Source organism: Terriglobales bacterium, assembly GCA_035567895.1.
In the GTDB taxonomy this organism is placed as follows: Bacteria; Acidobacteriota; Terriglobia; order Terriglobales; family Acidobacteriaceae; genus Gp1-AA112.
Genome location: DATMPC010000045.1, coordinates 31632 through 52490, shown reverse-complemented (window position 1 = coordinate 52490; position 20859 = coordinate 31632). Strand labels below are relative to the sequence as shown.

Genomic DNA, 20859 nt, shown 5'->3' with positions numbered 1-20859 from the left:
TCCGGGTACCGCAGTGACTGGATTCCCGCCGGGACTCGTGAGCGGGACTACTCATGCAGCCGATGGTGTGGCGGCGCAAGCCCAGGCCGACTTGATCACTGCGTTTAACGACGCTGCTGGACGGTCTGGTGCTTCCAGCGTCTCCGGAGACCTGGGTGGACTAACCCTCAGCCCGGGAGTTTATAAATCCACATCGGGAATTGGGATCACGGGAGACGTCACACTTGACGCTCACGGCAATCCGGATGCTGTGTTCATCTTCCAAATATCCTCGACGCTCATCACAGGCAGCGGCAGCCACGTTGTCCTCACTAACAGCGCCAAGGCTTGCAATGTGTTTTGGCAGGTGGGCAGTTCGGCCACTCTGGGAACGAATTCCGTCTTTGCAGGAAACATACTGGCACTAACATCGATCGCAGTCACAACCGGCGCAAAGTTTGACGGTAGAGCCCTGGCCCGGAATGGAGCGGTGACGTTAGACACCAACACCATTAACGGTTGCACTTGTCTACCTTGAAGCTATCGGCGTGGAGACAGAAGAGGAGCACGACCGGAACGCGGAATTACTCTGATGCTCAAGAAACGCAAACAAGAGCGAAGAATCACGCCCCAGCGGTCACCGGATACGGAACCACACTTACTGCGACCGCCCAGATTGGAACCGTTGAGCTCAGATAGTAGTTCAATGAAGAAAACATTAGCGCACCTCACGACGGAAGAAGAACGTGCGAGAGAGAGGGCGCTGGATTTCTATCGCTACGTCGGCAAGAGCGAAGTAGACGCAGACCGATTGGCGTGGGCGGACATCCAGAAAGGATTCCCCCGGCTCAACGGCTACGACGGCGCAGAGCAGTGATTGGAAGGAACGCCAAGGCCTGTTTACCGGTGCCGTATTTGGCGTTAAAGGTGAGTATCCGGCACTGTGGAAAGGTTTAAGTTCGCGCGGTTTTCAACGTAGTTTCGCAATGTAGTAAGGAGGTCTTATGTCCAACACTCCCAAAAGAAAGGTCCTGATCGTCGATGACGATCATAGTATTCGCGCCACAGTGACTATGTTACTGATCGCTAATGGATACGAAGCCTCGAGCGCAGAGAATGGATTCGATGCGCTCTTGCACATGAAGAGCACAGTGCCCGAACTCGTCATTTCAGACCTGAACATGCCGCAGATGTCGGGATTCGAGTTTCTCTCCGTGATTCGCCGCCGCTTCCCGCAGATGCTGGTTGTCGCCATGAGTGGCGCCTATGAGGCTGGCGATGCCGTGCCCGGAGGGGTAATTGCCGATGCGTTTTACGCCAAGGGTACCGACACCCCAGGCACTCTGCTGAAACTCGTCGCCGACTTATTTCGAACTTCCGCTTCGCGGACTATCGCCCACACACGGCAGTCCGCTCCGATATGGGTTCCTCGAAACGGCAAAGACTCCAGAGGAATACCCTATATCGTGCTGACATGCACGGAGTGTTTGCGATCCTTTCCGCTGACCGTTTCATCGGAAGTGAACGCTGCCGTGATGCAAACACCTTGCATCTTCTGCCTTAATGAAGTGCGCTACATCATCGATTTTTCTCTTTCAGTAGCATCTCCTAAAAAGGGAACGCGGGCCCTGGCTTCCCTTGCCGGGAAAGCGGGCGCCTAGTCGGTGGAGAAAGGCAATGCAGCTTTCGGGGAAAACGCCATCATTGCCCGAATTGCTGCAGGACGAATTGATGAAGGGCTCTGAAGATTGGGATACCGCGGTCACCCTTGCGTTTGCCGGCGAACAGTCAACTGCCGCGGCACAACTGCTTACTAGTGACAAGATCGCGCCGCTGGATGCGTTGCGGCTCGCTTACGACACGTACATATCCTCCTTGCTGGAAAATACGCACTTCCTGCCAATCGGGATTACCGCGAAGCTCCTCAGCGCTCAATCAAAGTATGTGCATGCTAAGGAAAGAGGGATCAGCACAGAACATGCACGTCGGCTGGCTTCAGAACTGATGGTCATACTGCGCCAAATGGCACCTCTATTTAGCGCAGAACCACACGGGGACATGCGTCGTATCGCTTGATGCGCCACGCTGCCCCAGAGCCCGTGCTCCACCAGTTTCCCTGAAGCACTTCCGCTGCTCAACAAACAGCTCTAGTCGAGAGTAGGTCAATTGTCACCAGTACATACTGGCACTAACATCAAGCGCAATCACAACCGGCGCAAAGTTTGATAGCGCTGGCCCGGAATGGAGCCGTGACTTTAGACACCAACACCATTAACGGTTGCACGTGTCTACTTTGAGCTATCGGCGTGGAAACAACTTAGCAGGAATCGGCACCGCTCGCCTGAGCAAGGCAAGGCCGATCCCTGCATAGTTTTAACGGCGACGGTAGGAAGCTCCGCCGTTATACCCCTCTTGATAACCCTGCTGGTATGCCTGGCGGTACATGTCCTTGTACTGCTGCCTGTCGCCGTAAGCGGGACTGTAGTTGTGATCGGCGTGTTTGTAAGCCTGCTGCTGCGTTGCCCGAGAACCGTGCCCTGCTCGGCGATCGGCGCTGCCGTCATTTACGCCATCCTGATAGCCGACCTGTTGCGCCTGATTGCCCTGGCGGTTGTAAGCTCCATTTTGGGAACCGTAAGTGTCGCGATTGTAGGTGTCACGTCCTTGTCCGTCGCGTCTGTACTGGTTGTTTCCAACGTAGCCCTGATCGTATCCCGCCTGATAATCCGCTCGATCATTGTTGTTATCGTATTGTCCTCGATAGTGACGGTCGCGGTTATCGTTCCGATCTTGTTGGCCGTGCTGCACACCTTGCTGGTAGGCAGGGCTGCCTGATCTGTCGTTATGAGCCCTGTTTTGATCCTGGCCTTGCTCCTGGTCGTGGCCTCTGTCCTGCGCAGTGGCCCGCATGACGCCGACTGTGGTGCTGCCTAGAGCAAGAGCAAAAGTCAGCAAATGCGTTTGAAGTGCTTTCATTAGGTCCTCCCTTGGGACGTGTTGCAGTGCTTTCCGTAGAGAACCCGAGAGAAGCAAGGTCATTGAGGTTAGCTTCGTCTGGGGGCTCTCAGCTAGAACTACTATGCGCTGTCGTGGTGTTGCGCACTGGTCAAGAGTGAACACCGGTCACTTCTGGCGCGAGGCAAGGCAAGATCCCACAGTGTGCACTCTTGCTCAGATTCCTGCCCTGACCGCGTGCGCGCCCCGCTTATTGTCGGATTGTTTTGACCTATTCGCTGCTGTCGATCCTTTCCCAGACAAAGAAACGGTTCTAGCCTGAGACTTGTCTGTTCAATATTGACCGTGGCAAGAATTAAATATTGTGAGACTCAGTTCGTGCCACCATGCACTCGCCCGGCATCAGAATAAAGGTAATGCATGAGAGTATTGTCGGCGATTACATCCCGCAACTAACGATCTGTGCCAGTGCCCTGGTACCGGCAAATGAATATCGCATCGTGGACTCTTCGATTGAGTTCCGAATTGGTACAGAAACCTGGCGTATTCTTACGGACGACGAACTACGCAAGCATTTTCGCCTCCACGCGGAGGTCGCTGCCTGGTTAGAACGTGAATGCAGAAACGCGTGGGTCTGGAGCTAATTTGTGACTCAATCGCCACATCACGCGGGATCTTGGGATTGGGATTGCAGTGTTGCACTGGAATATGCCGCAGAAGAATTGTCTAACATATCTCAACTCCTAACCTGTGACATTGCGCCGTCCAACGAAGTGCTGAGCATCTCCTATCTGAAGTGCGTTTCTTCCCTCCTGCCACACGAAGGTCTTCTTCCCAAGGGAGTGGCGATCCGTCTGCACGATGCGCAGCAGGAATGTCTGCAGATGCAACAACCGAATATCAGCAAACCTCAATGCGATTACCTGGCGTCACGGTTGCTGACGACGCTGCGGGATGTCTCAAATCTGTTGGCTGCCGCGAAACTCAGGATCGCGGCTTAGCCGGCATTCTGGAATCAACAGAGTTGCTCCATATTGCTCAGATTCCCAATCGTGAAAAGCCTACATTTAGAGCTGGCACGAAGGACGCCGCTGTGACACACTCAAAAATCACCGCCCCCCCAACTCAGAAGGCCGCTCCACCTAGAATCCTCCTCGTACAATCCGATTCGTCTGGTCCAAGTGCTCTGGACAGTGCATTCAAAAGGAGCAGTTTCGAAGTGGTTGCGACATCCACTGTCAAGCAAGCCGTAATTCTTCTCACCGCCCAAAACTTTTCCGCGCTGGTTTGTGATCTTCACATTCCCGCACCCGGCGATGGATTCACATTGGTAAACACAATGCGGCACTTTCATCCGGACGCTATCACCGTGATCATGAGCCAGTATCCAGCCTTGAGGGAGTCTATTTCCGCGCTTCTTCCGCAAGCCGACGAGATCCTCATGACTCCGGTCGCGCCTGAACACGTTGTCACATTGCTGAAGAACAGACTCCGCGAACCGAAACATCATGATGTGAGAGTTCCTGAACCGGTGGCGACCGTCTTAGAACGGTATTCATCGAACACCATCTCGGACTGGATGGCTCGCGTCAACGGCAGCAAAGACCTGGTGAGCATCCCACTCAGTAATGAAGGACGAACCGGCCATCTACCGACTTTACTCAGGGAACTCGTTCAAAGACTGCGAGCGCCTCACGTGGATGAAGGTAAGGCAAAGGTTTCCCTGGCCGCTCTTGCTCATGGAAGGGTGCGTAGTGAACAGGGCTACACTGCGACGATGCTCGTAGAGGAGTCGCGAATCCTTCAAGTCTGCATATTCAAAACCCTGCGCACTAATCTGAGCTCTCTGGATTTGTCCCTCGTGCTCACGGATGTGATGACCATCGCAGACGAAGTGGACTCGCAACTCAAGCAGACGATGGCCAGCTTTTCCGATCAATTAGCCCACGCACATGCCGTCAGGCCGATGAGCGCAGCTGGGTAGAGGCGGATGGCCCAGCCTGTTCTTGCCTGTTTCACTTTGGAACTTCAAGGGAATCGGGCGCCCCATCCTTGCGGTTTTCAAACGTCTCAATTTCGTGATTTTGTTTCCAAGAAACAGATTGATTCCTGGTTCGGGAATCGTTCTCTCCGACAGGCTCTCTGTCTGGGCCTTGAAGCTTTTGCCGCTGGTCGCGAACCGTGTCCGCGGTCAAGGGAAGTTTATTTTGTCGGTCCAGCACCGAAGAGGTTTGTTGTGCGCGCGCATCGAATCTGAGTCAAATCAAAGCTGCGCCTATCATGCGGATCGAAAGAGACCACGCCGATCACTCCCGAGATGGAGTCGAAACTAGAGCGGTTTTGACCAGACTACAACCACTGCTGCTGTTAGCGTTGTTGTCGTCGCGCTATGGTCACGCCTGAAACTCTACTCGAAGTTAAGCGCGTTATGGAGGCTGTAATCGTGAAGAAACTTTTGTTGCTCGCAGTAGTGTTGGGCTTTGCTAACTTATCGTGGGCTGGATCGGCGCGAAAAGATGCCGTCGATCGAATGGACAACGCAGCCCAGGTGCTGCATGAAATTCTTGCTGCTCCCGATCAGGGAATTCCCGAAGAAGTACTTGAAAGCGCCCGTTGCGTTGCGGTTGTCCCCCACATGATGAAGGGTGGTTTTATCGTCGGCGCCAAACAGGGCAAGGGAGTGGCTACTTGCCGTACTGCTAAGGGCTGGAGCGCGCCCGCATTCTTTACCGTGGGTGGTGGGAGCTTTGGCGCACAAATTGGAGTCGAGGCAGTGGATCTGGTCATGATCCTGAACGAAAAGGGCATGCAGCGCCTGATTGCGAGTAAGTTCGAGATCGGCGGCGATGCCTCGGCTGCTGCCGGACCTGTGGGACGGCATGCATCCGCCAATACAGACTGGAAGCTGGATACCGAGATCCTGACCTACTCCCGCGCAAAAGGTGCATTCGCTGGAGCTACCTTGGAAGGCGCATCGGTGCGGCGCGACGACGATTCCACACGCGCCATTTACGGGAGCAAAGCTAACACCGAGGCAGTACTGACAGGCCGAGTGCGTGTGCCCGCGTCAGCCCACATTTTCTTGACCGCAGTGGGCGGCGCCCAAGCTCAAGCCAAACGCAAGTCATAACCAATACCCGTCGGGTGCGCCTTGCGAGCACCCGACAGCATCCCAGGCTTTTCGACATACGCACTGGAGACACCACAATGCTTTGGACCATTTTCGTCATTCTTCTCATCCTCTGGCTCCTGGGCTTCAGCTTCCATGTAGCCGGGGGATTGATTCATTTGCTGCTGATTGTTGCGTTGGTAGTCCTGGTCGTCAACCTGCTGAGCGGTCGACGCGCATAAATTCGGACTCCCGAGAGCGAGTCTGTTTTACCGGGAATTGCCGGCATAGGACGACCCGATTGGGGAAAGTTCTGGTCTGGTCGATAAGGATTGGAGGGCTGATGCGCCCTGAAATTACAAGTACCGTGACAATTTATGAGATGAACGGCGTGAAGTACACGGGCGCGCGGAAGATTGAGATCAAGACGCATCCGAGGTTTTTGAGCTTTGTAAGACTGCGCATTGATAATCAGGAGTACTCGCTTGCATCCGACGATCTGATGCGCGCAGTCGACCGCGCCATAGGCCAGCTTCCGGCGCCGGAAGATGATGTGCTCATTGCAGGCCAGGCCAACTTGATAAATCAATTTGCTAATGAACTGGCAACCCAAAAGCAGGAACAGGGCGCGGAATTGCCGCCCAGGTGAGGCCCGCTCGCCATCCTGCCGCAGGGCGATCAGTTATCGCCGACTGCCACGACGAAGTGTGCGCAGGGGAACGTATCTAATTCCTACTAAACTACTCGCCCTCAGTGGATTGCTCCCAAAGAGTGTGCGTGGAGTACGCTCCGTCAGGAATACCGACTGCGCTCGCAGTTCTATGGTCATCTCTGGATCTTCCGTCTTAAGGGCCGAATCTTCCAAACTGCGGGGGATCTGTTGCATTGTCATGTCTGAAGACTACTAAGTACGAAGCAGCAGTTCTGGCCTGTTCTGCTCATTTTCGACAAAAACGTCGGAGTGCGCGGGCTATGGATGCGCACTACAGGCTGTGATCCAGGCTTCCACCTGCGGCAATAGGGCCGGTGGGCTCGCTCCTGAGCCGCGTGTCCTCTTCGCGGCCGGCCGACTCTTCACATCATTGTGTTCCCGCAGCGATGCGGCCGATCGTTTCCGAGAACTCTCCAACCCTCGTCGTTCCAGTGCTGCCGGCCGGGCAGCCACTCTGCTGCGTGTCTTCATTGATTTTGCCCCTTGCAACAAACTTCCCTACGGCTGCGCAAAATACCGCCCTCCACAAGGCAAAGATCTCGAGCAGTGTTTCTTTTATAAGGCGCGCCCGAACAGTTTGCTGAGCAGTTGTGAACAGTGCGCGCCTCCGAATCAGCGTGTGATGGATCCATAGGGAAATCGGGGGGTAGAATGACGGCAAGATATAAGAGCTCCACGAGTCAGAGAGCTCATGAGTCGCGATTCAGAGGTTCATTCAACAGTGCACGACAACACTTTCGAGTATCCCTCGAAACTCGCGTCCGTAGGACAGCACGAAACTGGAGCGTGCCTGACGCGCACTACCTGGACCTTGCTGACCAGATTCTCAATGAGCAGCAGAGCAGGAAACCTTGAGGAAGTAGTCGCCGGATGTAGGTGCACACTCTGCCTCAGCGACCAGATCGGGAACCATGAGCTTAGATAGGAATCCTAATGAATAAAAAGCTGGCACAACTCACCGTTGAGGAAGAGCGAGCGAAACAGAAGGCAATCGACTTCTACCGCTATGTCGGCAAGAGCGAAGCGGAGACGATCCGCCTAGCCTGGACAGATGTCCAGAAAGCATTCCCGCGGCTCAAGGAATACAAGATCACAGAAGTGGCTGAATAGGGGTTGAAAGTGCGAGGGTCGCGTAACCCTAATCCCTCAGGGCGAAATGCAAATGGGCTCTCCGGAGGATGCGAAAGTATTCCGCCGGCGGCATGCGCGCCGCTAGTCACAGTTAATTAATAACGTTCCAAACGTAGAGAAACTGCGCATCCGCAGCGGTCGCTACATGCCTATTCAGTTTGCGGGTTGCGCGGTTCAGCGCGGAACGGACATTCTCTTTGGTGTCGTCCAGTTCCAACAGCGCTACCTTGAGCGCGGCGCCATCTTCCAAACGGTCAAGCTCGGCAATAATCGCTGTGACAATCTCTTTGTGCTTACCGTTTCGTCCCTTAGGCACATCTGTCTGCGCCATCGTGGCGAAGCGACGTTTTGATTTCCTTGCGTTCACGGCAATTCCAATCGCGATGTTCGAATCGCTAACCTGACACTAACCTAACGAATCATACCAAAACCTAACCATAACCTGTAGAGCGTTTCGCAAACATACCGCTAAAGCGCCTCACCCCCTAGTTATCGTCAAGCTAAGTGCTATATAAATGACGCATTTGCAAACGCTGCCGAAACAACGCGCCAAGTTAAAGAGTCTCCCCGTATGCAGCAATCGCTGTTAACTTTTGAACAGAGGCAGAAAACAATGACCGATCCAAAGATCCGGTTTGAGAAGGTGAAGCTAGAAGAATTAAAGAAGATCCTTCCCGAGCAGGTAGTGGATGGAAATGAAAATCATAGAGGCCGTCAGAAAGACAAGAAGAAAACCAAACAACGAGTGGCAGAGACGAGCACGCCCAAATCAAAAGTCTGAACCCAATGATCCGCGAACGGTTGCGCGACTCTTCCAAAAACCCTTGCGTCTTCCGTTCGTAAAGGGCATTCGAAGAAAAGAGAACCAAATATGCAATCAGCTGGGCTAAAACGATTTCGCCCCGAGGTCTTTCTTTCCCATTCCGGGATGGGCCGGACGATCGTTGAAATCGCGAGAAAAAAGAGGATCTTTTCCCAGGGCGATGCAGGAGACGCGGTCTTTTACATACAGACGGGCAGGGCCAAGCTCTCGGTAGTTTCGCGAGAAGGCAAAGAAGCAACCATCTCACTGTTTGGTCCCGGAGACTTCATTGGCGAGGACTGCATTGCAGGCGTTCAATCGCTGCGTATGGCATCCGCCACGGCGATGACCAACTGTGCCGTGCTGCGGATCGAACGGAAAGAGATGATGCGCGTGATTCACGAGGAGCACGTCTTTTCTGACGTCTTTGTCGCTTACCTGCTTGCCCGGAACACCAGGATCCAGGAAGACCTGATCGACCAGCTCTTCAATTCCAGCGAAAAACGGTTAGCCCGGGCGCTTCTCCTGCTGGCCAACTTCGGCAAGGAAGGCAAGCCGGAGGCAGTGATCCCAAAGATCAGCCAGGAAATGTTAGCGGAGATGATTGGCGCCACCCGGTCCCGAGTCAGCTTCTTTATGAACCGCTTCCGCAAGCTGGGATTCATTGAGTACAACGGCTCTCTGCGAATTCACAGTTCCCTCTTGAATGTTGTTCTTCATGACTAGAGGTCAAGAGCGCTTGCAAGATGAACATTCCTGAATGTCAAAGTTGACAGATTGCAAGACTACAAAATATGAACATTCCTGAATGTCATATTTGACAGATCGCCAAGACTACACAAAATGACATTCCTGAATGTCATATTTGACAGATTTCCAAGACTACACAATATGAGACTCTCTTTTTGTTGCCACTGTCGCGCGCTTGTGTAGTGAGGATTGACTTATGTCTGACGCTTCAAAACGCCGCATCCTGGTCGTCGATGACGACCCGAGTATTCGCACGACCGTCGCGATGCTGCTGGCGGATAAAGGATACGAAGTTTCTACCGCGGAAGACGGTTTCGATGCGCTTTTAGAAATGAAAAGTAGGGTTCCTGCACTCATCGTTTCCGATCTGAACCTGCCGCAAATGTCGGGATTCGAGTTTCTCTCCGTGGTTCGCCGTCGCTTTCCCCAAGTGTTGGTTGTCGCCATGAGTGGCGCGTATCAGGCTGGGGATGCAGTGCCCGGAGGAGTGATCGCCGATGCTTTCTACGCTAAAGGCACCAACAGTCCGCACACACTGCCGCAACTGGTTGCCGGCTTACTTCGAACTTCGGCTGCGCGGGCCATCGCGCATAGCAGGGAGTCCGCTCCCGTGTGGGTTCCTCAAAACGGCAAGGACGCCAGAGGCATACCGTATATCGTGCTGACGTGCACCGAGTGTTTGCGCTCATTTCCGCTAAACGTGTCGTCAGAGGTTAACGGGACCGTGATGGAAACGCCCTGCATCTTCTGCCTCACTGGAGTGCGATACATCATTGATTTTTCGCTTTCAGTAGCTTCCCCTAAGAAAAAGACGGAGATACTGGTGGAAAAGGCGGCAGGATCGTCTACGCGTCGTGGGGAGGGCAGTGCGCTACATCATTGACTTTTCGCTTTCAGTAGCTTCCCCTAAGAATTAAAGACGGGGATACTGGTGGAAAAGGCGGCAGGATAGTCTACGCGTCGTGGGCAGGAATGCTCTCAGCACCGCTGCGGTAGCCGATGCTAGCTCCCCGAATGCCCATGTGTGAAATTCGTTTTGGAAAGCCGAGTGGTCTCCAATACCATCCAGGCGTCTTCTCCGACGCCTCTCCCATCGTAGCCAGGATTGCTCTCGCACCGGGGAAACTCCGACTTTCCTTTGTTTGATCCCTTTTAACCAGTGTTCAGATTTGACCAGTGTTAAGACGCCTGAAGCTTGATACTGGCCTGGGAGACGAGACAAGAGTTGCATCGCCTACTACTACACCCAGTGTTCTGAATCTCGCTAAAACCAGCAGTTATTAGCCCACCAGGGGTTTTCGCTCTGGCTGTTTCCAAATCGCTAGACCGGTATCTCTCGGCAGGACAAGATGAGGCCTGGCGTCGTGTCTGCAGCATTTAGGGGAATGGTTGAGAGGGCTCGGGCCTGAAAGGCTATGACGAGGTAAGCCATGCAGGAAGAGACGGAACTCAAGCACTCCGAAGAGGGGTTACGAGCTTCGGAGCTGAGATATCGTCGACTGTTCGAAGCCGCCCAAGATGGCATCCTGATTCTCGATGCGCAGACAGGACGGATAACAGACGTTAACCCATTCCTGATTAATTTGCTGGGCTACTCTTATGACGAGTTTGTTGGGATGCCGCTTTGGGAGATTGGGCCGTTCAAAGACACGAAGGAAAGCAAGCTGGCTTTTCTGGAGTTGCAAGAAAAAGAATATATCCGCTATGAGTCTCTCCCGCTTGAAACCAAAGACGGCCGCTCCGTTGCCGTGGAATTTGTCAGCAATGTCTATGGATCGAATGGCACGAGGGTTATCCAATGCAACATTCGTGACATCACCAAGCGCAAGCAAGCGGAGGATGCGCGGCGCCGAAGCGACGAGAAAACCCGGCGCTTTTTTGAGGCGAATCCGGCGGGCAGCTACGTCGCAAGCCCCGATGGAAAGTTGACCACATGCAATTCAGCCTTCGCGCGCATGCTCGGTTTTGCCTCGGTGGAAGAGGCGATGAAAGTTGATCTGGTCTCGCTCTATCCCGACCACGCGTCGCGAGAGGCATTCCTGGAGCTCCTCAGGGAGAAGGGGCGGCTCGAATACAACGAGGCTGAACTCCGGCGCCAGGACGGAACCTTGGTCCACGCGGTGGAGGGCGCCGCCGGAACCTTCGACGAACGCGGCGAGCTGGCCGAGATCTATGGCTGCCTCATGGACGCCAGCGAGCGGAGGCAGACAGAGGAGTTGCGCAAGGCTCAGAAGAAAAAACCGCTCTTTCACCTCAAGACTTATCTCTCCAAAGCCGGCCCGGGCAGGACGATTGTGTATGCCCCGGAAAAACAGGTGCTCTTTGAGCAAGGCAAACGGATTAATGCTGTCTTCTATATCCAGGCGGGCGCGGTGAAGCTCACCGTAGACTCTCAGGGCAAAGAAAGCACAATTGCCCTGCTCGGCCCGGGGAATTTTGCAGGCAAGGAATGCATAGCGGCAGATCGGCCCCGGAGCACTGCGTCAGCCAGGACGCTTACAGATTGCACAATACTCAAGATTGAGCGAAACGAGATGTTGCGTGCGATCCAAAATGAAAAGACTTTTGCGGGATTCTTTCTCGACTACTTACTGGCCCGCATCACGGGATACCAAGAAGTCATAATGGATCACCTTCTCAGTTCCACTGAAAAACGGCTGGCCCGAACCCTTCTGTTACTAGGTACTTTCGGCAACGGAGGCAAACCCGAGGCAGTGATCCCCAAGATCAGTCAGGAGATTTTGGCGGAAATGGTTGGCGCAACCCGATCCCGAATCAACTTTTTTATGAATCGCTTCCGGAAACTGGGCTTCGTTGCCTACAAAGGGCAAAGCTCTATCACCATCCGTACCGCAAAGTTGTCGAGGTTCGTAATGGCTTGATTCATCACGAGATCCAACATTCAGAGGGCAGCAAAAACGCTAACAACTTATAAGGAAGATTGCTCACGGATGCCTGGTGCCGTTAACTGGGCAGTGAACGCGAAGCAGTGCTTCTCGAAAAATTCGTTCAGGCGGAGAGCACTTCGTTCGCTGATTTCGTCTCATACGCGGCTTTGCGTAGGTGGCTGCCGTTGGTTACCCCGTGGGTGAACCAGGACGCAAACTGCTTCATCTTGTCGACACCTACGGGGCAGAAAGTCACGGACCCGAATTGAGAACTGGCCAAGGATCCAACGGCTGGGACGAGATGAATGAGTGCTACACTGCCTTTCCCATCTGAGGAGACATGGCAACGTCAGCGAGTCACGAACTTGCGGTGGTCCGCTTCGGTGTGTTCGAGGTGGATCTCCGTGCGGGGGAGCTGCGCCGCAACGGCTCGAAGGTGAGGCTGCAGGAGCAGCCTTTTCAGATTTTGGCCATGTTGTTGGAACGCCCCGGAAAGATCGTCACTCGGGAGGAACTGCGGGAGAGGCTCTGGCCGGCGGATACTTTTGTGGACTTCGACCACAGTATCAACGCTGCCACAAAGAGGTTGCGGGACGCGCTACAGGATTCCGCCGAGAACCCCCGTTTTGTGGAAACGCTGTCGCGGCGCGGCTACCGGTTTATTGCGCCGGTCAACAGTTGCGTCGCCACAAGCGAAATCGCAATCGCTGTCGTCCCACATCGAGACAAATCATTCTTCCTGCGGCCGCGGACCGCCATCGCGTTCGTCTCGTTGATCGCGATTGCTGTTCTTATCTGGATGCTATCGCCATTTCTTGCGCGGCCCGCCGAACTCATCGAACGCCAACTGACCGCAAACTCGTCGGAAAACAGCGTAAACAGTGCAGCCATCTCTCCCGATGGTAAGTATCTCGCTTACAGCGATAACACAGGCGTTTTCCTGAAAGTGATTCGCACCGGCGAGGTCCATCCTGTGCCATTACCACCCAGCTTTTCGGCACGCGTACATGACTGGTTTGCTGACGGAACGCATTTGCTCGTCTCTCGCGAGAACCAAAATGGGAAAGCCGGCCTCTGGAGTCTCTCGGTTTTCGAAGGCGCTCCTCGCCTTCTCGTCGACGACGCTACCGGAGGGTCCGTCTCGCCAGACGGGGCCCACATTGCATTCCGCCGTGGCGACCTCGCGTACTGGGGTATGTATGGTCGAGAAGTGTGGGTGATGCGTTCCGACGGAACCGAGCTGGTCAAGGTTGCGGGCGATAACGGCGATGGCTCCGACGTGGGAGCGCCAACGTGGTCCCCAGACGGTGAGCGCATCGCCTACATCAGGACCAAGTGGGCGTTCAACGCACGCACCAGTTCCGTCGAGATCAATGAATGGCAAAAGGCAAGGGCCGAGACCCTGTTTTCCGAATCGGCTTTAAGTCCTGCGCTGCATTGGTTGAAAGATGGCCGCTTGCTCTACGCGCGCGGATCCATTGACCGTCAACAAGGCTCAGACTTATGGGTGGTCTCGCTGAAGCAATCCAGGCGACTTGCCTCAAGCCCAAAGCGGGTCGCTGGGGCACACGGCTGGATTTCTCAAGTTACTGCGAGTGCCGATGGCAAAGCCGTGATCTTCCTGAGAGGCGATCAGCAGCCGAGCGTTTACATCGGCAAGCTGTCGGCAGATGGTACGCACCTGCTTGAGACCAGGCGCCTGACTCTCCACCAGAGCGAGAACCTTCCTTGGTCGTGGACACCGGATGGCAAGGCAGTCTTGTTTAGTTCGGACCGAAACGGAATGCGAGAGCTCTTCAAACAGGCGATCAATCGGTCTCTACCGGAAAGCCTGGCTGCCGGTTCAGGGCATCTCGTCGAAGCCAGATTGTCGCCCGACGGTACCGAGATCCTGTATCTCTCCACTCCTAAGCCGGCTAATCCTGAAGCTCCGTCGTCGATTTTTGCGATTCCCATAACCGGAGGAACGCCGCGCCTGGTACTGAAAGACCTGGGAATCTGGAACCTGCAGTGTGCGCAGTCTCCGTCGACGATCTGTTTGTACAGCGTGATGAAGGGACAAGCCTCGGCAACGTTTCGCTTCGATGCGAGGAGCGGGAGAACTGAAGACCCACCTCAAATCGATCCCGACTGTAATTGGAGCTTGTCTCCAGACGGTTCGCAACGAGCCATCGTTCTGTTTGGCCCCAACACAGAAACAATCCGATTCCGTTCCACAACCACAGGCGAAGCGCGTGACTTGACGATAAAAGGATGGAGCGGATTGATGGGGGCCGATTGGTTCCCAGACGGAAAGAGCCTGCTGGTCGGTTGGCACAAGTTTGATCGCGACAGCGCATTGTTGAGGATCACCCTGGATGGCAGAGCGACTGTTCTGCTCCGTTCCAGCAATCCCGAAATCTGGGGCGCGATTCCATCGCCCGATGGACAGATGCTGGCAATTGCACAGGCAGGCGGCACGAAAAATGTGTGGCAGCTAGAGAATTTCTGATTGTCCCTCGCCGGCTCAGACTGTCTAATTTGCGCTTCCCAATACGAAACTTACGGCGCCGCCACCAAACGGCTTTCAGTAGCAGCATCCGCCACTCAGCTTGGGCATTCTCCGCGCTTCTGCGGTTAAGAAACCAGGCGGGTGACCCAGCCTGTTCTTGTCTGTTTCACTTTGGAACTTCAAGGAAGTCGGGTGCCGCATCCTTGCGGTTTTCAAGGGCGGGGTCATGACGTCTCGATTTCGAGATTTCGTTTCCAAGAAACAGGACAGACAGAACTGTAGCACTCGTCGCCCGAATCAGCGTGTTCCCGACATAGGAAGCATCCTGTCTGTCCTGCAAATTGTCTTAAGCGCATACATACATCCGCTGTGGCCGGGAAATTCGATCAATACAGATTGGCCGAGCTCCGAGCCGGCCGCGGGGCAACAACGTGCATTTCCAGTCCCTTCGGAGGCACCAAGCTGTCCGCCAAACGAAGCCTGCGGCGACCCGGCTACGCCGATGCAAAAGGGGATCAGCGTACAGTTGCCGGTCACGAGTAATGCAGTATCGGTCCTGAAAGCGGATAAAGAGGATGCGCTCGTCGTGACGGTCAGGCATGACGGCAGCGTGCACCTCGGAGTAAATCCGATCAGTACGACTGAACTGCCGGCGAAGTTGAAGACGGCCCTGTCCAACCGGGCAGAGAAGACCGTCTACATCAAGGCAGACGCGCGCACTCCTTACGCGAGCGTGGTAAGAGTTCTAGATTTCCTGCACACAGCAGGCGTCGAAGGAGTGACGCTGCTGACAGCCCAGCAAGACGCGGAGGAACCGGACATGACCGCAACTCCGCGAAGCTTCTTCACGGACGAAAGTGGCGTAATCCGTTTCACACAGGAGAACCGGGCAGCGACGGCTCAGGATCCGCCATTGCAGTAGTTCGGCGGGCAAAAACGGGACAGCCCGAAAGCCTGTCGGAGAGATGGTATCCTTGCCTGCCTATCGAGGCTTAAATTGGGCAGAATAATATCTCCATATGTCGAAGCTCTCCGTCGATGTATCGTGCGGGGCGATGCAAAAATCCTCATTATTGCCGTTACTGCAGCCGAGTTAATCGTTCGCTTTGCCTTCGTGGCGACTACCCTGATCATCCTGCCAGGGTTGGCCGCATTATTTAACGGTCACTCCGAATCAGTCCTCTACCCTAGCTATCGATACCAGCGCGTTATTACCCTGGAAAACGTGAGTTACACATGCTTTCCATTGCTTGTCGGCTTCGTGTTGCTGTGTGCGTTTGCCTATTGGGTCGATCAAGAGCACTCAGCCCATAATCCAGATCAGCTGAGACTGGATTTTGAGGATGATGGAGATCCCCAGATTGAGCCCGCAAACGAGCTATCCAGGGCCCCCCTCGCGCTCGATGGACCAAAAGGGGAAGCCTGATAACTGAGCGATTTTAGGAAAATTACGCAGTTCAGGCCCTCCCTTCACCCACCGGCTACCTCCACCCCAACAGCCGCAACACCGGCGTCTGCTGGGGACCCCAGCCTCGGTCGTGTGTTTGTTCGTGCTTCCATTCTTGTCAGTTTTCTGATTGCTCGTCGCACGTAAGGAGTTCTGATCCAAGGCAGCAGAGCAGTTCGCGAGCAAAACACGGCCGGGGGAGTATTGACGATGGCGACATGTCTTTGCTTTCTCCGTGACTGGGTGTCTCAGTGGTTAAGAAACCGCCTCGGCCGCGAGATGCTTCTCGAAAAATTCGTCCACGCGGGAGAGCACTTCGTTCGCTGACTTCGCCTCATACACGGCTTTGCGCAGATGACTGCCGTTGGTTACTCCGTGCGTGAACCACGAGGCGAACTGCTTCATCTTGCCGACCGCCTCGGGTAGCTCTTCTTCGATCAGCATGGCGAAGTACGTGTGAATCATTTGATAGCGATCTTCTTCGGTCGGCTGCGTGTAAGTGCCTACTCCGGTGGCCTGCTTTGAGGCGGTGTACTCGGCGATCTGGCGGAAGATCCAGGGGTTCGAGGGCGCGGTGCGGCCGATCATTACTGCATCGCATCCGGTTTGGGCGATCATGGTGGCGGCGTCTTCGGGGCTGCGGATATCGCCATTGCCCATTACGGGAATACTCACCGCGTTCTTGACTGCGCCGATGTACTCCCAGCGGGCGTTGCCGCTGTAGCCTTGCTCGCGGGTGCGGGCGTGCAGGGCGACTCCGTTGAGTCCGCAGTTTTCGGCTAGCTTGGCTAGTTCGACGCAGACGATCTCGGCGTCGGACCATCCCATGCGGAACTTGACCGTGAAGGGAATCTTCACGGCGGCGCGGACAGCTTCGAAGATACGTTGAATATGCGGAAGATCGCGCAGCAGTCCTGATCCGCCGTTGCACTTCACGACGCGCTTGGCGGGGCATCCGAGGTTGAGATCGACCAGATCGAAGCCGAGGTCTTCGACCACGCGGGCGGCGTCAGCGACGACGTTTGGGTCGGAGCCGAAGAGCTGGGCGGAGATTGGATGCTCGTCCTCATAGAAGGTCAGGTAGCGCTTGCGGCGGGATTCGCGGCAGCGCGCTAGTCCGTCGGCGGAGGTGAACTCGGTCATGATGAGTCCGCAGCCGGATTGGAAGTTGGAGATTTCTGCGGCGACTTGCGCCTCAAAATCGCGTTCTGGAGCCTCGATTCTTGCTCCGGACTGGCGCTCTGGTGCCTCAAAATTGAGTTCCAGAGCCTCAATTTGTGCTCCCGAATGGTGCTGGGGCGCCCCAAAATTGTGCTGTTGTGCCTCAAAACTGCGCAATGGAGCCTCAAAGTTTGCCTGCAAAGCCTTTGATTGCTGCGCCGAAGGCGGATTTTGTGGGCTCTTAGGCCGTGAAAACACGCTGGCATTGCGGATAAAGCGGCGGAAGACCGTGTCGGTAACGCCCGCCATTGGCGCTAGAACCGTGGCTGGCGCGACGCGAACGTTGCCAATCTGCACCTCGGAAGGGACACAAACGTCCTCAGGCATGGTGTGCGAGTGCGGATTGTCCCAACCTTTGCGCATTTATTAATGATTGTAAGGCTGCATAACAAGCCCCGCAGGTGCCACCGAAGGCCCCGCCGACTGTCGCCGACTGTTCCGATCGCGCGTCGTTTGGCGCGGCTGATCGTGCTTAGCACAGCATTTAAGCACCAAAAAGCCCTCGCCGAAGCGAGGGCTGATGGCGCAAAACCGCGATTTCCGAGCCCTATTTGGTGCCCGTTTTGGCCGCTTCGCCGGCTTTTGCGTACTTGCGGCGGAACCGTTCGACGCGTCCAGCGGTGTCGACCAGCTTCTGTTTGCCGGTGAAAAACGGGTGGCAATTCGAGCAGATTTCCAGGTGGATATCGCCCTTATGCGTGGATCGGGTGGTAAATGAGTTCCCGCAAGCGCACATTACGCGGATTTCGTTGTATGCGGGATGAATCTTTTCCTTCACTTAAAGCCTTCCTTTGGATCACCGGGGCACACGGAGCCTCTCCGCGAGTTTACCGGGAACTTCTAGTGTAAGGGAATTTTGGCAGATTCGGCAAACCGGGAAGTGAGCACGGAGGTCACAAAGAGCACAAAGGTAGCTTCGAAGTGCCTCTTAAATGGCCCTAATTCAGCTAATTGGTTATCGCTAATCGCTTATCGCTGGCGCTTCCAAAAACTAAAAGGCGGCCTTTCGGCCGCCTTTGGTCGTTCGGTATTTCAGGATTAGAGCGGTTGGACGCTCTCTGCCTGCCAACCTTTGGGTCCCTTTACGACGGTAAACTGCACCGGCTGACCTTCTTTCAGGCTGCGGAAACCGTTGGCCTGAATTGCCGAAAAGTGCACGAAGACATCTTCACCGTTTTGGCGGCTGATGAATCCGTACCCCTTCGCGTCGTTGAACCACTTTACTGTGCCTTGTTCCATACGTTGCTCTAATCCTTTAATCTTGTGAATTACGCTGAGATGTCAATCGGAAGATACTGCAGGCAGGACCAGCTTTGAGGCGCGGACCGCTCACAACCAAGTGCATCTAACGCGCTTGGATTATACCAGAGAAGAGGCTTTTTGCCCTCTGGATGGCCTCTGGTAACGTGCCTCTGCCGGTTCACAGCTCCGACTTGATTGCCGTTGAGTGTTTCTCCTTAGTTTTCTAAGGCGTTTCCCCATGCGCAAAATGACCCGCCTCAGGTGCGCTCCGTAACCCTGTGGAAGCGTTCACCTGAGCCGGATTATCCCACTGCAAACACAAGAGATTTCGACGGTGGTCATTAACGATTGATTACTTGCACTTCGTTGCTTTTCTGCGCGCGGTACTCCTATAATGCGAGAATCCGTACCCCGCCAGGAAAACCTCGCAAGGGGCCGGCGAGCGTCAGCCGGAATGCTAGGAATACGGCAGTATTCGCCCGTCCACGGCATCAATAGGTGACACCCGGGGCCGATCCCGAACGGAATCAAGGAGTTTTTAAGCGCAACAATATGACACGCAAGATTGTTTCAACCCTCTCGGTCGCGGCCCTGCTTTCAGCCGGAGCTGTGGCGCAAACCGCGGCAGCCGCAACCAACGCAGCCCCTTCCACCAGCACGAATTCCGTGATTGCCGGCCCTAATAAGGTAGCGATCGTCAACATCCAGGCCGCAATTGCTAACACCAACGAAGGCCAGCGTGATCTGGATGCTCTGCAGAAGAAGTTCGAGCCCAAGCAGATCGAGCTCAAGAGCCTGAGCGACGAAGTCGACAACCTGAAGAAACAGCTCGCTGCGCAGACCGACAAGCTGAACGACGATGAGCGCAGCAAGCGTGTGCAAGCCATTGAATCCAAGCAGAAGATTCTGCAGCGCAACCTCGAAGACGCGCAGAATGAATACCAGACGCAATCGAATGAGATCGCGCAGCGTATCGGCGGCAAGCTTATGCAGTCGCTCGATAACTACGCCAAACAGAACGGCTATGCAGTTGTGATCGACGTCTCGTCGCAGCAGAGCCCGGTGCTGTGGGCGGCGCCGTCAGTGGATATCACCAAGCCAGTCATCGACGCCTATAACACTGTCTCCGGCGTTGCGGCTCCTGCGCCGAAGGCAGCGACATCAACGCCGCCTGCCAGTAACCCGGTTCCGCACCGCACGACTCCGCTCCCCGCTGCGCCTAAGCCGGCTTCGACCGGCACGACACCAAAATAGGAATTTTAGTTCCAGGTTTCCCGGAAAGCCGCTCCCACGAGCGGCTTTTATTTTTGCGTTGATCAGGCACCGAGAGTCTTTCCCGCGGTGTCAGTCTCCTTATCCCATATGGGAGGGAGAAGTCATGTTTGCTGATAGTTTGTTGGAATCGGCCCCCCACCCAGCTCACCGCGCCGCCTGGAGCAAATTCGCTTCTGTGCTTTTACAGAGCCTGGCCCTGGCCGTCGCTCTTGCCATTCCGTTGTTTCACCTGGAACGTCTGCAATTCGTTCCGCTACCACCAAGTATCCAGATGACGAGCGTGCAGCAGCCGCCCACTATGGAACGAACAACGACCAGTAGTCCAAGCATTGCTTCTCCGACTGAGACGGTTCGGCTCACGTTCACGAGTCATCCAACAACGACACATAATGACGAGCAAGTAGGACCGCCGAGCGGGTGGATCTCTACTGGTCCACCTTGCGAGTCTAACTGTGCCAACGCGATTCCGATCACGAATATCATCAGCAGCGGTCCGTCGATGATTACGGTGACGCAGCCACATCCGACCAAGCCGCCCCGCGTCTCCGAAATGCAGTTAGGCGGGCTCATCCACAAAGTAATTCCCGAGTATCCGATCATTGCAAAGCAGCTGCGAGTCGAAGGGGCGGTGGTGTTGCTCGCGACGGTTGGCAAAGACGGTCGAGTAGAGCATGTGCAAGCTGTTAGTGGTCCACCGCTGCTCGTGAGGCCAGCGATGGTTGCCGTGGAACAATGGCAGTATCGTCCGTTCTTGCTGAATCAGGAACCGATAGTCGTGCAGTCCACGATCACGGTGAACTTTGTGTTGAATCGATAAATTCCGAAGAGCAACCTTGTGGCACAGGCGCTCCCGCCTG

The 20859-nt window shown here is 55.0% G+C and carries 25 protein-coding genes; 20 read left to right on the top strand and 5 right to left on the bottom strand.

Going from position 1 to position 20859, the window contains the following annotated elements; all coding sequences use genetic code 11:
* From VNX88_09690 to VNX88_09675, 4 genes are all read left to right on the top strand, one after another.
* Window positions 1-517, top strand: a 517-nt coding sequence (locus tag VNX88_09690) for an ice-binding family protein (protein HWY68926.1), incomplete at its 5' end; no start/stop codon positions are given.
* A gap of 168 nt (window positions 518-685) precedes the next feature.
* A complete protein-coding gene (locus VNX88_09685; protein ID HWY68925.1) occupies window positions 686-856 on the top strand; it encodes a hypothetical protein in 171 nt (56 codons plus the stop codon).
* A gap of 127 nt (window positions 857-983) precedes the next feature.
* The gene (locus VNX88_09680; protein HWY68924.1) at window positions 984-1640 is read left to right on the top strand and encodes a response regulator; all 657 of its coding nucleotides are present in this window, start codon (window positions 984-986) and stop codon (window positions 1638-1640) included.
* 16 nt (window positions 1641-1656) lie between these two features.
* A complete protein-coding gene (locus VNX88_09675; protein HWY68923.1) occupies window positions 1657-2055 on the top strand; it encodes a hypothetical protein in 399 nt (132 codons plus the stop codon).
* 297 nt (window positions 2056-2352) lie between these two features.
* On the opposite strand, the gene VNX88_09670 is transcribed toward VNX88_09675, so the two are convergent.
* Entirely contained in the window at window positions 2353-2955 is a 603-nt protein-coding gene (locus tag VNX88_09670) for a hypothetical protein (protein ID HWY68922.1), read from the bottom strand.
* 395 nt (window positions 2956-3350) lie between these two features.
* Between VNX88_09670 and VNX88_09665 the strand changes: the two genes are divergently transcribed.
* From VNX88_09665 to VNX88_09635, 7 genes are all read left to right on the top strand, one after another.
* The gene (locus VNX88_09665) at window positions 3351-3578 is read left to right on the top strand and encodes a hypothetical protein (protein HWY68921.1); all 228 of its coding nucleotides are present in this window, start codon (window positions 3351-3353) and stop codon (window positions 3576-3578) included.
* A 78-nt stretch (window positions 3579-3656) separates the two neighbouring features.
* The gene (locus tag VNX88_09660) at window positions 3657-3935 is read left to right on the top strand and encodes a hypothetical protein (protein HWY68920.1); all 279 of its coding nucleotides are present in this window, start codon (window positions 3657-3659) and stop codon (window positions 3933-3935) included.
* Complete coding sequence (locus tag VNX88_09655) at window positions 3848-4918, top strand: response regulator (GenBank protein HWY68919.1); 1071 nt, start codon at window positions 3848-3850, stop codon at window positions 4916-4918. Before VNX88_09660 ends, VNX88_09655 begins: the two co-directional genes overlap by 88 nt.
* Before the next feature lie 459 nt (window positions 4919-5377).
* Complete coding sequence (locus VNX88_09650) at window positions 5378-6064, top strand: lipid-binding SYLF domain-containing protein (protein ID HWY68918.1); 687 nt, start codon at window positions 5378-5380, stop codon at window positions 6062-6064.
* A gap of 77 nt (window positions 6065-6141) precedes the next feature.
* Window positions 6142-6285: a lmo0937 family membrane protein gene (locus VNX88_09645; protein ID HWY68917.1), complete on the top strand. Its 144-nt coding sequence runs from the start codon at window positions 6142-6144 to the stop codon at window positions 6283-6285.
* A gap of 101 nt (window positions 6286-6386) precedes the next feature.
* Complete coding sequence (locus VNX88_09640) at window positions 6387-6692, top strand: hypothetical protein (GenBank protein ID HWY68916.1); 306 nt, start codon at window positions 6387-6389, stop codon at window positions 6690-6692.
* 996 nt (window positions 6693-7688) lie between these two features.
* Window positions 7689-7865: a hypothetical protein gene (locus VNX88_09635; protein ID HWY68915.1), complete on the top strand. Its 177-nt coding sequence runs from the start codon at window positions 7689-7691 to the stop codon at window positions 7863-7865.
* 112 nt (window positions 7866-7977) lie between these two features.
* Here the strand turns inward: VNX88_09635 and VNX88_09630 are convergent, their stop codons facing one another.
* Window positions 7978-8253, bottom strand: a complete 276-nt coding sequence (locus VNX88_09630) for a hypothetical protein (protein HWY68914.1) — start codon at window positions 8251-8253, stop codon at window positions 7978-7980.
* A 246-nt stretch (window positions 8254-8499) separates the two neighbouring features.
* Between VNX88_09630 and VNX88_09625 the strand changes: the two genes are divergently transcribed.
* The 7 genes from VNX88_09625 (at window position 8500) to VNX88_09595 (ending at window position 16243) form a co-directional block, all read left to right on the top strand.
* Window positions 8500-8667, top strand: a complete 168-nt coding sequence (locus VNX88_09625; protein HWY68913.1) for a hypothetical protein — start codon at window positions 8500-8502, stop codon at window positions 8665-8667.
* Between the two features lie 90 nt (window positions 8668-8757).
* Window positions 8758-9414, top strand: coding sequence for a Crp/Fnr family transcriptional regulator (locus tag VNX88_09620; GenBank protein HWY68912.1), 657 nt, complete (start codon window positions 8758-8760; stop codon window positions 9412-9414).
* A 220-nt stretch (window positions 9415-9634) separates the two neighbouring features.
* Entirely contained in the window at window positions 9635-10321 is a 687-nt protein-coding gene (locus VNX88_09615) for a response regulator (protein ID HWY68911.1), read from the top strand.
* A 547-nt stretch (window positions 10322-10868) separates the two neighbouring features.
* Complete coding sequence (locus tag VNX88_09610; GenBank protein HWY68910.1) at window positions 10869-12320, top strand: PAS domain S-box protein; 1452 nt, start codon at window positions 10869-10871, stop codon at window positions 12318-12320.
* Between the two features lie 346 nt (window positions 12321-12666).
* Window positions 12667-14817, top strand: a complete 2151-nt coding sequence (locus VNX88_09605; protein HWY68909.1) for a winged helix-turn-helix domain-containing protein — start codon at window positions 12667-12669, stop codon at window positions 14815-14817.
* A gap of 502 nt (window positions 14818-15319) precedes the next feature.
* Window positions 15320-15739 (top strand): biopolymer transporter ExbD, encoded by a 420-nt coding sequence (locus tag VNX88_09600; GenBank protein ID HWY68908.1) that lies wholly within the window; start codon window positions 15320-15322, stop codon window positions 15737-15739.
* 75 nt (window positions 15740-15814) lie between these two features.
* Window positions 15815-16243 carry a hypothetical protein gene (locus VNX88_09595; GenBank protein ID HWY68907.1) on the top strand — a complete coding sequence of 143 codons (429 nt, stop codon included), beginning with the start codon at window positions 15815-15817 and terminating at the stop codon, window positions 16241-16243.
* A gap of 276 nt (window positions 16244-16519) precedes the next feature.
* Here the strand turns inward: VNX88_09595 and VNX88_09590 are convergent, their stop codons facing one another.
* The 3 genes from VNX88_09590 to VNX88_09580 all read right to left on the bottom strand — a co-directional run bounded on the left by VNX88_09590 (window position 16520) and on the right by VNX88_09580 (window position 18724).
* Window positions 16520-17848, bottom strand: coding sequence for a tRNA-dihydrouridine synthase (locus VNX88_09590; GenBank protein HWY68906.1), 1329 nt, complete (start codon window positions 17846-17848; stop codon window positions 16520-16522).
* A 184-nt stretch (window positions 17849-18032) separates the two neighbouring features.
* The gene (gene rpmE / locus VNX88_09585; GenBank protein ID HWY68905.1) at window positions 18033-18263 is read right to left on the bottom strand and encodes a 50S ribosomal protein L31; all 231 of its coding nucleotides are present in this window, start codon (window positions 18261-18263) and stop codon (window positions 18033-18035) included.
* 260 nt (window positions 18264-18523) lie between these two features.
* Window positions 18524-18724 carry a cold-shock protein gene (locus tag VNX88_09580; protein HWY68904.1) on the bottom strand — a complete coding sequence of 67 codons (201 nt, stop codon included), beginning with the start codon at window positions 18722-18724 and terminating at the stop codon, window positions 18524-18526.
* 555 nt (window positions 18725-19279) lie between these two features.
* Between VNX88_09580 and VNX88_09575 the strand changes: the two genes are divergently transcribed.
* The gene (locus VNX88_09575; GenBank protein HWY68903.1) at window positions 19280-19981 is read left to right on the top strand and encodes an OmpH family outer membrane protein; all 702 of its coding nucleotides are present in this window, start codon (window positions 19280-19282) and stop codon (window positions 19979-19981) included.
* A 124-nt stretch (window positions 19982-20105) separates the two neighbouring features.
* Window positions 20106-20819, top strand: a complete 714-nt coding sequence (locus tag VNX88_09570) for an energy transducer TonB (protein HWY68902.1) — start codon at window positions 20106-20108, stop codon at window positions 20817-20819.
* The last annotated feature ends 40 nt before the right edge of the window (window positions 20820-20859 follow it).

Bases quoted from the DNA above. Each gene is read 5' to 3' on its own strand.
- VNX88_09570 (HWY68902.1), top strand. From the start codon at position 20,106: ATGTTTGCTGATAGTTTGTTGGAATCGGCCCCCCACCCAGCTCACCGC.
- VNX88_09680 (HWY68924.1), top strand. From the start codon at position 984: ATGTCCAACACTCCCAAAAGAAAGGTCCTGATCGTCGATGACGATCAT.
- VNX88_09665 (HWY68921.1), top strand. From the start codon at position 3,351: ATGCATGAGAGTATTGTCGGCGATTACATCCCGCAACTAACGATCTGT.
- VNX88_09580 (HWY68904.1), bottom strand. From the start codon at position 18,724: ATGGAACAAGGCACAGTAAAGTGGTTCAACGACGCGAAGGGGTACGGA.
- VNX88_09635 (HWY68915.1), top strand. From the start codon at position 7,689: ATGAATAAAAAGCTGGCACAACTCACCGTTGAGGAAGAGCGAGCGAAA.
- VNX88_09590 (HWY68906.1), bottom strand. From the start codon at position 17,848: ATGCGCAAAGGTTGGGACAATCCGCACTCGCACACCATGCCTGAGGAC.
- VNX88_09640 (HWY68916.1), top strand. From the start codon at position 6,387: ATGCGCCCTGAAATTACAAGTACCGTGACAATTTATGAGATGAACGGC.
- VNX88_09620 (HWY68912.1), top strand. From the start codon at position 8,758: ATGCAATCAGCTGGGCTAAAACGATTTCGCCCCGAGGTCTTTCTTTCC.
- VNX88_09615 (HWY68911.1), top strand. From the start codon at position 9,635: ATGTCTGACGCTTCAAAACGCCGCATCCTGGTCGTCGATGACGACCCG.
- VNX88_09675 (HWY68923.1), top strand. From the start codon at position 1,657: ATGCAGCTTTCGGGGAAAACGCCATCATTGCCCGAATTGCTGCAGGAC.
- VNX88_09575 (HWY68903.1), top strand. From the start codon at position 19,280: ATGACACGCAAGATTGTTTCAACCCTCTCGGTCGCGGCCCTGCTTTCA.
- VNX88_09605 (HWY68909.1), top strand. From the start codon at position 12,667: ATGGCAACGTCAGCGAGTCACGAACTTGCGGTGGTCCGCTTCGGTGTG.
- VNX88_09625 (HWY68913.1), top strand. From the start codon at position 8,500: ATGACCGATCCAAAGATCCGGTTTGAGAAGGTGAAGCTAGAAGAATTA.
- VNX88_09645 (HWY68917.1), top strand. From the start codon at position 6,142: ATGCTTTGGACCATTTTCGTCATTCTTCTCATCCTCTGGCTCCTGGGC.
- VNX88_09670 (HWY68922.1), bottom strand. From the start codon at position 2,955: ATGAAAGCACTTCAAACGCATTTGCTGACTTTTGCTCTTGCTCTAGGC.
- VNX88_09600 (HWY68908.1), top strand. From the start codon at position 15,320: ATGCAAAAGGGGATCAGCGTACAGTTGCCGGTCACGAGTAATGCAGTA.
- VNX88_09685 (HWY68925.1), top strand. From the start codon at position 686: ATGAAGAAAACATTAGCGCACCTCACGACGGAAGAAGAACGTGCGAGA.
- VNX88_09655 (HWY68919.1), top strand. From the start codon at position 3,848: ATGCGATTACCTGGCGTCACGGTTGCTGACGACGCTGCGGGATGTCTC.
- VNX88_09610 (HWY68910.1), top strand. From the start codon at position 10,869: ATGCAGGAAGAGACGGAACTCAAGCACTCCGAAGAGGGGTTACGAGCT.